The following is a 13,702-nucleotide window of genomic DNA, read 5'->3' on the forward strand; positions in this document are numbered from 1 at the left end:
GAAGGGGGTGATAACTAAACAGGCGCGGCGCTAGTTTTGAGGCTTCTACTTTGCTTCTTCATGAAAGCCTACCCCCTTCTTTTGAGCGCGGTGCTGCTGGCTGGCTGCCAATCGGCTACTACCACCGATACGGCGCAAGCGGGCGCGGGCACGGCTTCGGCCGCCGCCCTGCTCACGCCCGGCCCCTGGCGCGGCGAACTGGCCGCGCAGGGCCAGAAAATTCCGTTTCTATTTGAAGTGAAAACGGAAGCTGGCAAGCCCGTAGTCTACCTGATTAATAAGGGCCTGAACGGCGAGGAACGTCTGCGCTGCGACGAGATTTCGGCGGCCGGCGACTCGGCCACCATCAAGCTACACGTCTTCGATGCCGCGCTGGTGGTGCGCGCCGACGGGCAGGGCAAGCTGCGAGGCGCGTGGGTGAAATACGACTCGAAAACGCCGTATCGGGTGCCGCTGGTAGCTACGGCGGGCGAGCAGCCGCTATTCCAGAGTACTGCCGCTAAAGGTTCACCTTTCAGTGGAACATGGAAAACAGAGTTTAAAGATAAAACTGGCAAGTCGTATCCGGCCGTTGGTATTTTTAAGCAAACTGGCAGGGACGTAACCGGCACGTTTTTAACCACTACCGGAGACTACCGCTACTTAGCTGGACAGATGGATGGCTCTACCATGCGGTTTAGTACATTTGATGGAGGTCATGCTTTCCTGTTTATAGGAAAACCAAATAATAGCCAGGGCATAGCAGACACGTTAAACGACCAGGTTTACACTAAAATTAAAGGCGACTACTACTCCGGCAAATCGGGCCACGAAACCTGGACCGCTACCCTCGACCCCAAGGCCAAGCTGCCCGACGCCGACACACTCACCTACCTCAAGAAGGGCGAGTCGCGGCTGAATTTCAAATTCCCGAGCATCGTGCAGGGCAGCAGCATCTCCCCTACCGACCCCAAGTATCGGGGCAAGGTAGTAGTGGTGCAAATCCTGGGCTCATGGTGCCCCAACTGCATGGACGAAACTGCCTACCTCGCGCCCTGGTACGCGCAGAATAAGGCGCGCGGTGTCGAAGTCATCGGCCTGGGCTACGAGCGCAGCGCTGACTACGACAAGGCCGCTCCGCGCCTGCGCAAGCTGAAGGAGCGCTACCATATTGGCTACGACCTGGCTGTGGCCGGCACTTCCGACAAAGACTCGGTGGCCGCTTCGCTGCCGCAGCTGGCAAAATTCCTGGGTTTCCCAACCACAATTTTCCTCGATAAGAAGGGCGTGGTACGCAGCATTCGGACGGGCTTTTCGGGGCCGGGCACGGGGCAATATTATGAGGACGAGAAAGCGCACTTCAACCGCACCGTGGACAAGCTGCTGAAGGAATAGCTTCGTTAAGAGGGAGTATAGAGGGTGAGTTAAAAATTTGACTGTCAAATTTTTAACTCACCCTCTATACTCCCTCTTGTCCTACCCCCTACTTTCCGAGCAATTGCGCGCTAGTGCGCAGCGAAAAGGTTTGGAAGCTGGGAGCGCCACCGCCGCCCCGGCTCCGGTAGCCGCCGCCACCACCGTAGCCGCCGCCACCGTACCCACCGCCGCGCCCACCATACCCGCCGCCCATGCCGCCCATGCCGCCACCCTGCGGGCCTACCACGCTGTTGTCGGCCGACTGGCTCCCGGCGGGTACTTTGGGCTTCTGGCCGGCTACCCACACGCCTACCACGGCGGGCTGCCCGGCGGCCAGGGCCGGCACGTGCCGGTAGATGAGCCGCAGCGGCACGGCCAGCTCATAAATAATATTGTTGCGGGCATCGAGACCGATAGCCGCCTTCACCCCGAGCTTCGATTCGGAGTCGGTGAGCACGGGCTCCTTGCTGCCGCGATAGTTGAGCAGTTCCATTTCGCGAGCCCCGGTGATAACCGAGCGCAGGCGGGCGACGTGCTCGGCCTGGCGCTCAGCGGCGCTGGGCCCCATTGCGCCGGCCGGGCGCTCGGCGCTGCCTTTGAGCGAGTTTAGGTCTACGGCCAGCGGGAAGCGCACGCCCAGTTGCTGCTGGTTGCGGCCCGTCGAGTCGAGCCACACCACTGTGCCCAGGTACACCATCTTGGCCTGGGTAGGCGCGTCGTTGGCCTTGAGGCGCACGTACACCATGCGGTCGTCGTTGAGAATCTGGTACTGCAAGTGGCTGTTGGCGTCGTATTGCAGCGAGTCGGTCCACTCCGTGGCCTGCCCGTCGATAGTGGGCGGCGTGGCAATAAAGTGGCTGACCGACTTGGTAGCCGGCACGGCTGCTGCGCCAGTGGGCGTGGCCTTTTGGGTGCAGCCGGCCAGCAGCACGGCGGGGGGTAGGGTCAGGAGCAGGGAAGCAAAACGCATGGCACAAGGGCAGAATGAAGCACAAAGCTACGCCATTGACGAAAGCGCCCCGCGCCGCCGGAACCCGCAACCCGGCGCGCCGCTTATCTTAGCCGTGGGCTACCCCGCCCTCTTTTTACCAGCTATTTTGCCATGACTAAAGAAACTATCCTGGCCGCCGTGCAGGCGATGCCCGAGCCGATGGAATTCAATGCGTTGATGGAACGGCTTATTTTTATCGAGAAAGTGGAAGAAGGCTTGCGCCAAAGTGAAGCGGGCGAAACCATTTCCCAGGAAGAAGTAGCGCGCCGAGTACGGTCATGGCGCAAGTAAGGTGGACAAATGAGGCGATGGATGACTTGCAAGCCATCCAGCAATACGCCGAAGCTTATTCGGCAGCTTATGCTGACCGGCTTACTACGTAACTCATCAAGGCTACCCATATGTTGGAAAGTTTTCCCGAAGCAGGACGCATAGTACCGGAAATAGGTCGCCCAACGATTAGGGAAGTCTTGAAAAATGATTATCGTATTGTTTACCGCATCATTTCATCCGAACGCATTGACATCCTGCGTATTCACTCCAGCGCACGCCCCTGGAGATTTTGCGGTAACCCTACCCCCTAAAAACGCGCGTACCGCCGCTTGCGCCGCCAGGCGCGCACCGCGCCAAAGGCGGCCAGCACCACCAGCGGCGCGCCCAGGTTCAGCAGCTGCCACGGTCGGCGGTGGTCGGCGAGCTGCACCTTATCCAGAGGCCGGAGCGTGATTTGCTTGCCGCGCACGGCGATGAGGCCGGTTTCGTCGAGCAGGTAGTCGGTGGCGTTGAGAATCAGCTCGCGGTTGGCAAACTCGGTGCTGGAAAGGCGGTCGTAGCCCAGGCGCATCGGCCGGCCCGACTTAGGGTCCACGTCGTTGCGCAGAAAATCACCATCCGAAATCACGACCAGCTTGCTGGGCTGGGCATTGGGGTTCTGGTCGGGCTGGTACTGCGTGGTACCCGGCACGGCGCGGTTGGCGAAGAGCGAGCGAAACTTACCTTCGAGTAGGTAGCCCACCGGCTGGTAGCCGCTTTTATAGAGTTTGGGGTTGGGTTCCAGGCGCGCATCATTGAAGTTGATGGGTACCGGCGCGGGTAGCACGCGGGTGTAGCGCGAGGTCGTCATGAGCCAGGTTTTGCGAATGCCGGCCGCCTTCACCGTGTCGATATTGCCCGCGAACTTCAGATACACCGCGTCGAGGTTGCGAGTTATTGGGTTGGTGCTGAAGCGGTTGATGAGGGGGTAGAGCTGCCAGGGCAGCGGCTCGATTTTGGGCTTGTTACCGGTCATGCCCGTCACCAGCGGAATCTGGCCGCTATTTAAATCCAGTAATAAATTGGGGTTCAGCCGCACGCCGTAGCGGAAGAAGAGGTCGTCCAGGTTCAGGTCGTAGGGCGTGGCCAGGGCCGCGCCGTTGCGACTCACGCTGTCGAGGTCCACGCGCAGGGCATCCACGAAAAACAGCGCCCGTCCGCCGTGGGTAATGAATTGGTCGAGCCGGAATTTTTCCAGCTCCGAATAGGGCCCGGTGGGCTTGGCGATGACTACGGCGTCGAGGTTGCCGCGCAGGTCTTTCACCTGGGTCAGGTTCACCCGAAATACATCGTAGTTCTGGCTCCAGGCGGTGAGGATATCAGCCATTTCCACGTTTGTCAGCTCGCCGTGGCCCGCGATGATGCCTAGCCGCCGCTTGGCTCCACCGGGCGGCGCTACCTGCCGGATGGTGCTGGCCAGCTCATATTCCAGGCCCTCCACGCTTTGGTTAAGGCGCTCCTCGGGAGCGGCTACCTGGCTGCCGCGCAGCAGCAGCACGTTGCGCGTTTGGCCGCCGGCCTGCACCACGGCCCAGGGAAAAATGATTTTCTCGACCCGCTTGCCGTTTTCGTTCGCGCCCAGGTTGGTCGGCTTCAGGCCCTTTTTGAAGAGCGTTTCGTAAAACTTGTTGCGGCCCGCTTCGGTGCCGGCCGCGCTCGGGTCAATGAAAATAAAATTCAGGTTGCCGCCCGCGTACACCTGCATCTCGGTCAGAGTTTCGCGCACGCCCTGCTCCAGGCGGCGGAACGTGGGTGGGAAGTCGCCGGCCAGGTACACCGTGACGGTCACGGGCTCTTTCAAGTTGCTGAGCAGCTGCTTGGTAGCCGGCGACATTGTGTAGCGCTTTTCCTCCGTTAAGTCAACGCGAAAGAAGAAGCGCTGGGCCACAAAATTGAGCACTAGCAGCACGCCCACGATGGCCGCGAAGCGCAGCAAATCGCGTTTTTTAGCTGCTGGCTGCTGGCTGATTATTAATTGCTCTTCGTTGTTAATCACTGACTTATCTAATATTTTTACCAAAAAAGCTATTCTCCTTGTGCAGTAGGGTGCAGGGCTCGCCCCCGCCCGCCGTTGAACGATGCACGCCGGTTCCGTTCGACGACAGGCGGGGGCAAGCCCCGCACCCTACTGCGTGATGGACATAATAGCTAAGAACTACGCCCAATTGCGGCTGCGCAGCGCCAGCCGCGTACCCAGCAGGGCCACGGCCACCACGGTGAGAAAATATAGTACGTCGCGCGAGTCAATGAGACCCTTGCTAAGGTCACGGTAGTGAGCCGCGATGCCGAGCTGGCTCACGTAGTAGGCCGGCGCGCCATCAAGGACGGAAGCCAACGAATCGAAGCCGGTGTACACCAGAAAGCACGCCACCACGGCCAGCACGAAGGCAATAATCTGGTCGCGGGTGAGGGCCGAGGCCAGCACGCCCAGCGCCGTAAACACGGCCGCCAGTAGCGCCAGCCCCAAATACGAGCCCACCGTAGCCGCCGAGTCGATGTTACCGGGCGGTGAGCCCAGCCGATACACCGAGAAGTAGTAGAGCAGCGTAGGCACCAGCGCCAGCAGCGCCAGCAACAAGCAGGCCAGGTACTTGCCCCCCACAATTTGCCCATCGGTGAGTGGGCGCGTGAGCAGCAATTCCATCGTGCCGGCCTTTTTTTCCTCCGCAAAGCTGCGCATGGTAATGGCCGGAATCAGCAGCAGAAACAGCCACGGCGCGAGGTTGAATAGCGACTGCAAGTCGGCGTAGCCGTAGTCGAGCACGCTGCTATCGGGAAAAACCCACACGAACAGCCCGGTCGCCACCAGAAACACGCCGATGACGACGTAAGCCACGGGCGAGTTAAGGAAGGCGTTGAATTCTTTTTGAAGGATGGTGAGCATTTACTGCTTTACAATTTTAAACTGTCACTCTTTGAGTAAATAATTCGGCAAGCTCCTGATGGCTTTTTCGAATCAATTCTCACATTTATTGAGTCTCCTATCGCATAACTTAGTCGACTTCGACATTCGTTAGAAACAATTTTATTTTTGTGCAAGAATCTAATATCAAAAGTGTATGTTCCTTTTACATATTGACTATTATAAACTATTGCTTTAACTGGAATACCGTTTTTGCGCAAATTTTCTGCGTCTATAAAATTTTGGCGGATAATAAAAAATGAGGCTACACCAAAAATCAAAATAATCATTATCATATCCGACCTTTCACTACCAAGCACAAGTAGGTTTCTTCTCTTAAGAAAAATTGGTTTCATATTCAGAAGTATGCTCACCTCGTCAATTCCCCAAACACCGCTTCCAGGCTCTGCTGCTCCTGCCGCAGGCCCAGCAGCAGCCAGCCCTGCTCCACAGCCAGGCGCGACACAGCGGCGCGCACGTCGATGCCCGGCGCGGTGCGGATGAGTACCACGTCCGGCCCGGCCGCCTCTACCCCCCGCACGCCGGGTAGGGCGGCCAGCGGGGCGGTGGCCACGGGGCCTTCAAACTCAGCGCGGAGCACAGCTTCGCCGGCGGCGCGGGCGGCCAGCTCGGCCACGGGCGCGTCGGCCACCAGCTTGCCGCGACTGATGATGACCACGCGGGAGCACAGCGCCGTGACTTCAGGCAGAATGTGGGTGCTGAAAATGACCGTTTTATCCGCACTTAGCTCGCGGATGAGTTGGCGGATTTCGCCAATCTGGTTGGGGTCGAGGCCAGTGGTGGGCTCGTCCAGAATCAATACTTCGGGGTCGTGGACCAGGGCTTCGGCCAGGCCCACACGCTGGCGGTAACCCTTGCTGAGCGCGCCGAGCTGCTTATTTTGCTCGCGGGTGAGGCCGACTTTCTGCACTAAGTGGGCCACGCGCTGGCGCAATTCCCTACCCCGCAGCCCGTGCACCGCGCCGATGAATTCGAGGTATTCATGCACGTACATGTCAAGGTAGAGCGGGTTATGCTCGGGCAGGTAGCCCACGCGGCGGCGCACTTCCAGCGGGGCCTGCCGCACGTCGAAGCCGCCGATGCGCACCGTGCCGGCCGTGGGCGGCAGGTAGCCGAGCGCGATTTTCATGGTCGTGCTCTTGCCTGCGCCATTGGGACCCAGGAAGCCCACGATTTCGCCCTTCGCCGCCTGGAAGCTGATGTCGTCCACGGCGTTTTGCGCACCGTAGGTTTTGATTAAGTTTTCTACTTCAACCATGCAGGGTAGGCAGCCGGCAAGCTCCGGCTCCGGCGGTAAAGTTCGCGCTAGTTAGTGGTATTCTCTCAAACGCCTTTCTTTGGGAGGTTGAAGCGGACCTGGGTTGGAAGGGTAGGCCCGCTGCCTTCCTGCCGCAAGTGGCTATGCTGCAACATTCTCATCTCCTACTTTTATTCGCAAACGCTCTCCTCTTTCCATATGCAGCCCGCTCCCGATACCTTCGAGCACAAGTTTTACCCGCCATCAACTTCCTGGTTCGGCAAACACATGGCACCCTGGCTCGTTTTTTTCTTTTTTAGTGGCTTTTTGGTAACCATTTGGTGGCCGGGCGTGCACGCAGTTGGCGCGCATCTTGGCTTTGCATTGGCCGAAGCAGCTTTTGTGTGGATACTGATAAAGGTCCTCGGCGACCATTCTATTACGTGCCTGACCATCGGGCCGGGGCAGGTAACCAAGGAGATAGGTGGGAAATCGTATACGCTGCTCTACAGCGAAATAAAAGGCTTCTCGGAGCATTTTACCAAGAATAGCAGCTATATCCTCCTAGAAGCACTTCCCGATATGGGTGGTGATATCCTGATAGAAAAAACGTATGAAAATTATAGACAAGTAAGAGCGTTGCTGGCCGCGCATGTACCGGACCTCGACGCATCCGAACGCACGCGCCGCCTACAGGCACGCGCCCAGGCCACCGACAAGCTATTACAAGACAGCAGATTGGGTGCCACCACCAGCATCCGCAGTGCCTCCCTGCGCCAAAGCGAAAATTCTACTATCTGGCTAAACGTAGTGGCTATTTTAATAGCAACGTGGACTCTGTTTTACCCACATCCGCTGGAGTTAGTGGCGGTAGTAGCTTTGGCCGTGCCGCTGGTGGCGGTAGCAGCTTTATGGGGGAACCAGGGTCTCATGCAGTTTATCCCTAATGCCGACGACCCGCACGCCAATATGCTAACGGCCATTGCGGCCCCTACCCTGGTACTGGTGCTGAAACTGGCAATCAATTTCCCTTTTCTTTCCTGGCAGCCACTGTGGCCTGTCGCAGTGGGCGTTAGCCTGGTATTTGGGGCGCTGCTGCTGCTGGGTAGCCGGCGCGGCCTGGCCCAGTCGACCCGGCTACTGGTGGTGGTGCCCGTGGCCCTAGTGCTGGCGGCGGCCTACGGGCTGGCGGCGGCCACGACCTACAACGTGGCTTGGCGTGAGCAGTACACGGCGCGCTACCTCACGCACGTCAACGATAAATACATAGCCCAGGGTAAAGGCTATCGTTATCATTTGCATGTCACACCCTGGGGGCCAGTAAACGACCCCCCAGCCTTAGCAGTTAGCTCAGATTATTATAATCAGAAGCAACGCGGCGACACCCTCTATATGCGCCTGCATCGCGGCCGGCTGGAAGCCAATTGGGCTACGTTGGCTGATTAAAACTCAGCTGATTGATAAGCGATATTATTTTTTAACGTTCGCCGGGCGCAATTGAATTTCCGAAATCATGGTGGCTTCCGGCGCTTCGAGGGCGTGGATAATAGCGGCGGCGATGGTTTCGGGCTGCATCTTGTGTGGGTCGGGCTTTTGGCCGGGCTCCATGCCGCCGAAGTTGGTTTCGACCGAGCCGGGCATCACGCACGTGACGCGGATGCCGTCGGGCCGCACTTCCTTGAAGAGGGCGTCGGAGAAGCCGCGTACGGCGTACTTGGTAGCGCAGTAGCCAGCCAGGTTGGCGGTGCCAGCCGTGCCGGCCAGCGAGGCGACGTTGATGAGGTGGCCTTCGTGCTGCTTTTTCATGGCGGGCAGCACGGCGCGGGTGCAATAGAACAGGCCGTTGACGTTGGTATCGAACAGGACGTGCCAGTCTTCGGACTTGAACCCGTCCACGGGCCCGAATTTCCCTACCCCCGCGTTATTGACCAGCACGTGAATTTCGGGCCCCAGCTCGCGCAACGTGTTGGTCAGGGCTTCGGCCACGGCGTGCTCGTCGCGCACGTCGCATTCGAAAAACTGGAAACGGTCGTGGTTCAGGCCCTCAGGGGCGGTGCGGCCCCAGCCGGCCACGGCGGCCCCGCGGGCCAGCAAAGCCTCGGCCGTAGCGCGCCCAATGCCGCTACTCACGCCCGTAACGATGGCAACTTTCCCACTCAGGTTCATACTTTCAGGTAAAATTTGACGGATGCGACTACGAATACCGCTACAAAGTAACGCGCTGGCCGGGCTGCGCCGGGCGGCAGCCCTGCTGGCCGGCGGCCTGGCGCTGGCCGCCTGCGGAGCCAGCCACGATGCGGACTGCCTCAAAAGCAACGGCCCCGTGACCACGGAGCGCCGCGCCATCACGCGCGGCCTCACCGATGTGGTGCTCTACGACAACGTGGACGTGACCATTGTGCCCGACACGGCCACTTACGCCGAGGTGCGGGCCGGCGAAAACGTACGCAACGACATCACCTTCGAGTACCAGGGGCCGAAGCGCCTGCTCATTCGCAACACCAGCCGCTGCAACTGGGTGCGCAGCTACGACACCCCGCGCGAGGTACGCCTGCACCTGCCTTACCTCAAAGACGTGGAGCAGCGTGGCTACGGCCTGGTTACGACCGACGGACAGTTTCGGCAGGATACCCTGTTCGTGCACTCGTCGGGTACTGGCGATATCAACCTGAATGTCAACTGCGTGTACTTATTCATTGACATTTACGACGCGGGCGACATGACCCTGCGGGGCACGGCCCAGGAATTTCACCCCAACCTGGGCAGCAATGGCTTTCTCTTCGCCAGCGCACTCACTACGCGCTACTGCTACTTCCACACCTTCCCCACCTGGATTGGCGATGCCCACGTGCGGGTGAGCCAGAATATCGGGGGCGTGCTCGACGGCACGGGCACATTTTATTATACCGGTAATCCGGGGCTCATCGTCGCGCAGGGAAAAAATCCGGGGCATCTGGTGCGGGAATAGGGACGCGACTCTTCACGGCTCCCACGTGAGAACGACCCCTAACGCCGAGACACGCAAAGGGTCGCGTCTCTAACTGTAAGCCGAGAGACGCGAAGGGTCGCGTCTCTACTTAAATATCACCTAGCTGGGGGCGAATAAGCAGCTCCTCGACTACGGCGTGGGGCGAGAGCTGATAGGCGCTGAGAACGGCCTGGGCCACGTCGGCAGGGTCGATGAAGCGCTCCGGGGGCAACCCTACCCCCTCCCAGCTGCGGGTGAGGGTGGCACCGGGCAGCACGGCCGTCACGCGCAGGCCCTGGGCTTTTACTTCCTCGCGCAGGTTTTTGGTGAAGGCCAGCAGTGCGGCTTTGGCCACGCCGTAGGAGCCGCCGTTGGGGTAGGGCGTAATGCTAGCCGTGGAGCAGATGGTGAACACGTGGCCCCTACCCTGCCGCAGCAGCGTGGGCAGCAGCGCCTGGGTCAGGTCGTAGGCACTGAGCAGGTTCACGGCCAGCATGTGGCGCAGCTGCGAGCCGTCGGTGGGCTCGTTTTGGAAGCGGCCGGGCACGTAGGCCCCGGCGTTGTGGATGAGCGCGCCCAGCGGCGGGCCCAGTGCCCGCACGAACGCGCCAAAACGCTGGCAATCGGCGGGCTGGCTAAGGTCGGCGGGCAGGGTGTGCAGGGGCCGGCCGGGGCAATCGGCGGCCAGGGCGGCCAAATCTTCGGGCCGGCGGGCGCAGGTAGCAACGCGGTAGCCAGCGGCTAAAAAACTCAGTACTAGGGCCCGCCCGATGCCCTGGCTACCCCCCGTTATCACGATTAACTCAACTAGTACGGCCACTCTTTTTTGATTTTATACGTATGACGCGCAAAGATGCTCGGCCGCGGCCAGCCCACCCAAGTTCTGGTCTTCTCACCCTTCTGCTTTATGCTCAAAATTCTCGGCTCTTTCGTTCTGTTTCTCTACAATATGGTGGCGAGGGCCGAGCGGATGAAAGTGCTCTGGAAGCGCTTTTTTGAAGAAGCTACGCTCATCGGGGTCAATTCTATCTTCATTGTGGGCATCGTATCGGCCTTCATCGGGGCCGTAACCTGCATCCAGATTGCCTACAACCTCACCAACCCGCTCATCCCGAAGTCCACTATCGGCTACATGGTGCGCGAGATGACGATTTTGGAGCTGGCTCCTACTATTACCAGCATCGTGCTGGCGGGTAAGGTAGGCTCGTCTATTGCGGGCGGCCTGGGCACGATGCGCATTACGGAACAGATTTCGGCCCTGGAAGTAATGGGCATCAACTCCACGTCGTATCTGGTGCTGCCACGCATTCTGGCGGCCATGTTCATGTTTCCGCTGCTCGTAATTCTGGCAATGGCGCTCAGCATTCTGGGCGGCTACCTGGCCGGCACGCTCTCGGGCGTAATGGCCCCGCAGGATTATATTGAGGGCATTCGCACCGATTTTATTCCCTATAACATCGTGTTCGCGCTTATCAAGGCGGTGGTTTTTGCCTTCCTAGTGTCGGGCATTTCGGCCTATAAAGGCTTCTACACCGAGGGCGGCGCACTGGAAGTAGGCGCGGCCAGCACGGCAGCCGTTACCAACTCTATCATCGCCATCCTGCTCGCCGACTACATCCTGGCGGCCATCCTTTTATAGCCAATGGGTGAAAGGAAGAGTGGGTAAATGGGCGGAGCGTCCTAAGTACGCCTTAAACCATTCGGCCATTTACTACTTTAGCCATTTACTACTTGTGAAATTATGATTGAGATATCTAACATCGAGAAGTCATTTGATGGCAACCAGGTGCTGAAAGGCATTAGCTGCACGCTCGAAACGGGCAAGTGCAATTTGCTGCTCGGCGGCTCGGGCACGGGCAAAAGCGTGCTGCTCTCGTGCGTGGTGGGCCTAATGAAGCCCGATATCGGCTCCATTACTTTCGACGGTACGGTATTTACCAATAATAAAGTGGACATCCGGCAGGAAATCCGGCGCAAAATCGGGATGCTGTTTCAGGGCTCGGCCCTGTTTGACTCGATGACGGTGGCCAAAAATGTGGAGTTTCCGCTGCAAATGCTGACGCCCGATATGAGCGCCGAGGAGCGCGCCGACCGCGTGGAGTTTTGCCTGAAGCGCGTGGGCCTGGAAAACGCGGGCAACAAGATGCCCTCCGAGATTTCGGGCGGCATGAAGAAGCGCGTGGGCATTGCCCGTGCCATTGCGCCTAATTGCACCTACCTCTTCTGCGACGAACCCAACTCGGGCCTCGACCCGGCCACGAGCATTAAGATTGACGAATTGATTTCGGAAATTACCCACGAGTACAATATCACTACCGCCATTATCACCCACGACATGAACTCGGTGGTGGGCATCGGCGACCACATCATCTTTCTGCACCAGGGCAAAAAGCTGTGGGACGGCAATAAGGATGAGATTTTGAACGCCGAAGTACCGGAGCTGCGCGAGTTTATTTTCAGCTCGTCGCTGGTGCGCGCCGCCAAGCGCATCGAGCAGGAAGACGGCCCCCGCGGCCTGGAGCATCTGGCCGCCGAGCCGCTCTCCGACCTGTAGCCGCCCTACCCCCCGCTTTTCAGTTGAACCCCGCTCAGGACTTGAGCGGGGTTCTTTTTTGGCCACCAAATAGCAGCTGCACGTAGAATTTGGGCTGTTTGAGGCGCGCCCGCAGGTCGAGGTCCAGAAACATCTGCGATAGCGTTTCGGCCAGCGTAGGGTTGTGGGCGGCGCGGTTGGCCACGAAGTTGAAGATGCTGGGCCAGCGAATGAGGCGCTGCATAAAGGTGCTCAGGCGCAGCTCCTGGCCCAGGCGGCGGTACACGGCCGCGTCGTAGCCACGCAGGAAGTTGGCCGAAAAATCGGGGGCCGCCAGCGCCCGGCCGGCCCAGTCGGCGGCGTGGCGCCCGCTCACCATCGCGTGGCTGATGCCTTCGCCGGTGAAGGGGTCGATGAGCGAGGCCGCGTCGCCGAGCAGCAGGTAATTATCACCGGAAATAACCCGGCGCTTGGAGCCCAGCGGCAGGCCCCAGCCGCGCAGCGGCCCTACCCCCTCGGCCTGGGCAAAGCGCTCGCGGAAGGCCGGGTGCGTGGCCAATAGATGCTGGAATTTCTCGCGTAGGTTGACGTGGTGCTTGGCCACATCCTTGCTCAGCATGCCTACCCCCACGTTGGCCTCGCCATTGGGCAGCGGAAAAACCCAGAGGTAGCCGGGCAGCAGCTCGGGCAGAAAATGCAGCTCCACGTAGTTGTCGGGGCTGAGGCCGGCCACACCGCGGTAGTAGGCGCGCAGCCCGGCGCAGTAGTGGGCGGGCTCCAGGGCATGGCCCGCCACCTGCCGCACAAAGGCGGACTGCGCGCCGCTGGCCACTAGCAGCAGCTTGCACTGGGCCAGCTCCCTACCCCCCTTGTTGAAGAGCAGCCAGCCGGTGGCCGTGCGCTCGGTGCGGGCCACCTCGCAATTTTCGCGAAAGTCGATAAGCGGCTGCTGGCGCACCTCCTCGATGAGCAGGTTGTCGAAGTCAATCCGCTTGACCACGTAGCCATCGGGCGGGCTGGCCGGGTCGCGCTGCGGCTTGAAGGGGATGTGGAGCTGCCGGCCGTTGGGCGCGTAGAAATCGATGCCATTGCTGGCATTGGGTAAGGCAGCAGCGGCTAGGCGGCCCAGCAGCGGGCCGCCCAGGTGGCGCAGCTCGGCCAGCACCTTGCCGCTGAGCGCATCGCCGCAGATTTTATCGCGCGGAAACGTGGCCTTGTCGAGTAGCAGGCAAGCCTGGCCGGCGCGCGCCAGGTGCAGCGCCGCCAAGGCCCCGCCCGGCCCCGCGCCCAGAATACAGATATCAAGCATTGTAGGGGATACTTTCACTTGCCGGCATAGCCGA

The 13,702-nt window shown here is 59.8% G+C and carries 15 protein-coding genes; 7 read left to right on the plus strand and 8 right to left on the minus strand.

The features are described 5' to 3' along the window. Positions 1–60 precede the first annotated feature (60 nt). Complete coding sequence (locus LC531_RS08760; RefSeq protein WP_223649922.1) at positions 61–1,374, plus strand: peroxiredoxin family protein; 1,314 nt, start codon at positions 61–63, stop codon at positions 1,372–1,374. An 88-nt stretch (positions 1,375–1,462) separates the two neighbouring features. Here LC531_RS08760 and LC531_RS08765 read toward each other — a convergent pair whose 3' ends face one another. Then, positions 1,463–2,365 (minus strand): hypothetical protein, encoded by a 903-nt coding sequence (locus LC531_RS08765; protein WP_223649923.1) that lies wholly within the window; start codon positions 2,363–2,365, stop codon positions 1,463–1,465. A gap of 132 nt (positions 2,366–2,497) precedes the next feature. On the opposite strand from LC531_RS08765, the gene LC531_RS08770 reads away from it, so the two are divergent. Together LC531_RS08770 and LC531_RS23000 are read left to right on the plus strand one after the other, a co-directional pair. Beyond that, complete coding sequence (locus LC531_RS08770) at positions 2,498–2,677, plus strand: hypothetical protein (RefSeq protein ID WP_223649924.1); 180 nt, start codon at positions 2,498–2,500, stop codon at positions 2,675–2,677. A 95-nt stretch (positions 2,678–2,772) separates the two neighbouring features. After that, positions 2,773–2,970 (plus strand): type II toxin-antitoxin system RelE/ParE family toxin, encoded by a 198-nt coding sequence (locus tag LC531_RS23000; RefSeq protein WP_416139062.1) that lies wholly within the window; start codon positions 2,773–2,775, stop codon positions 2,968–2,970. Here the strand turns inward: LC531_RS23000 and gldG are convergent. The 4 genes from gldG to gldA all read right to left on the minus strand — a co-directional run bounded on the left by gldG (position 2,967) and on the right by gldA (position 6,879). Then, complete coding sequence (gene gldG, locus LC531_RS08780) at positions 2,967–4,718, minus strand: gliding motility-associated ABC transporter substrate-binding protein GldG (protein ID WP_223649926.1); 1,752 nt, start codon at positions 4,716–4,718, stop codon at positions 2,967–2,969. The two genes, LC531_RS23000 and gldG, sit on opposite strands and share 4 nt — an antisense overlap. 135 nt (positions 4,719–4,853) lie before the next feature. Continuing rightward, complete coding sequence (gene gldF, locus LC531_RS08785) at positions 4,854–5,582, minus strand: gliding motility-associated ABC transporter permease subunit GldF (protein WP_223649927.1); 729 nt, start codon at positions 5,580–5,582, stop codon at positions 4,854–4,856. Positions 5,583–5,590: 8 nt separating this feature from the next. Continuing rightward, positions 5,591–5,956 carry a hypothetical protein gene (locus LC531_RS08790; RefSeq protein WP_223649928.1) on the minus strand — a complete coding sequence of 122 codons (366 nt, stop codon included), beginning with the start codon at positions 5,954–5,956 and terminating at the stop codon, positions 5,591–5,593. Positions 5,957–5,970: 14 nt separating this feature from the next. Next, positions 5,971–6,879 carry a gliding motility-associated ABC transporter ATP-binding subunit GldA gene (gene gldA / locus LC531_RS08795; protein WP_223649929.1) on the minus strand — a complete coding sequence of 303 codons (909 nt, stop codon included), beginning with the start codon at positions 6,877–6,879 and terminating at the stop codon, positions 5,971–5,973. A 198-nt stretch (positions 6,880–7,077) separates the two neighbouring features. Between gldA and LC531_RS08800 the strand changes: the two genes are divergently transcribed. After that, on the plus strand, positions 7,078–8,304 hold the full coding sequence (locus LC531_RS08800; RefSeq protein ID WP_223649930.1) for a hypothetical protein: 1,227 nt from the start codon (positions 7,078–7,080) through the stop codon (positions 8,302–8,304). A 24-nt stretch (positions 8,305–8,328) separates the two neighbouring features. On the opposite strand, the gene LC531_RS08805 is transcribed toward LC531_RS08800, so the two are convergent. Beyond that, complete coding sequence (locus tag LC531_RS08805) at positions 8,329–9,024, minus strand: SDR family oxidoreductase (RefSeq protein WP_223649931.1); 696 nt, start codon at positions 9,022–9,024, stop codon at positions 8,329–8,331. A 22-nt stretch (positions 9,025–9,046) separates the two neighbouring features. Here LC531_RS08805 and LC531_RS08810 point away from each other — a divergent pair, with 22 nt between their 5' ends. Then, the gene (locus LC531_RS08810) at positions 9,047–9,826 is read left to right on the plus strand and encodes a GIN domain-containing protein (RefSeq protein ID WP_223649932.1); all 780 of its coding nucleotides are present in this window, start codon (positions 9,047–9,049) and stop codon (positions 9,824–9,826) included. A 109-nt stretch (positions 9,827–9,935) separates the two neighbouring features. On the opposite strand, the gene LC531_RS08815 is transcribed toward LC531_RS08810, so the two are convergent. Beyond that, positions 9,936–10,646, minus strand: coding sequence for an SDR family oxidoreductase (locus LC531_RS08815; RefSeq protein WP_223649933.1), 711 nt, complete (start codon positions 10,644–10,646; stop codon positions 9,936–9,938). Positions 10,647–10,733: 87 nt separating this feature from the next. Here LC531_RS08815 and LC531_RS08820 point away from each other — a divergent pair, with 87 nt between their 5' ends. Then, a complete protein-coding gene (locus LC531_RS08820) occupies positions 10,734–11,465 on the plus strand; it encodes an MlaE family ABC transporter permease (RefSeq protein WP_223649934.1) in 732 nt (243 codons plus the stop codon). Positions 11,466–11,567: 102 nt separating this feature from the next. Next, positions 11,568–12,380 carry an ABC transporter ATP-binding protein gene (locus tag LC531_RS08825; protein ID WP_223649935.1) on the plus strand — a complete coding sequence of 271 codons (813 nt, stop codon included), beginning with the start codon at positions 11,568–11,570 and terminating at the stop codon, positions 12,378–12,380. Between the two features lie 34 nt (positions 12,381–12,414). Here LC531_RS08825 and LC531_RS08830 read toward each other — a convergent pair whose 3' ends face one another. Then, a complete protein-coding gene (locus tag LC531_RS08830; RefSeq protein WP_223649936.1) occupies positions 12,415–13,668 on the minus strand; it encodes an NAD(P)/FAD-dependent oxidoreductase in 1,254 nt (417 codons plus the stop codon). Positions 13,669–13,702: the final 34 nt, after the last annotated feature.

Origin of the sequence: Hymenobacter psoromatis (assembly GCF_020012125.1) — a bacterium.
In the GTDB taxonomy this organism is placed as follows: domain Bacteria; phylum Bacteroidota; class Bacteroidia; order Cytophagales; family Hymenobacteraceae; genus Hymenobacter; species Hymenobacter psoromatis.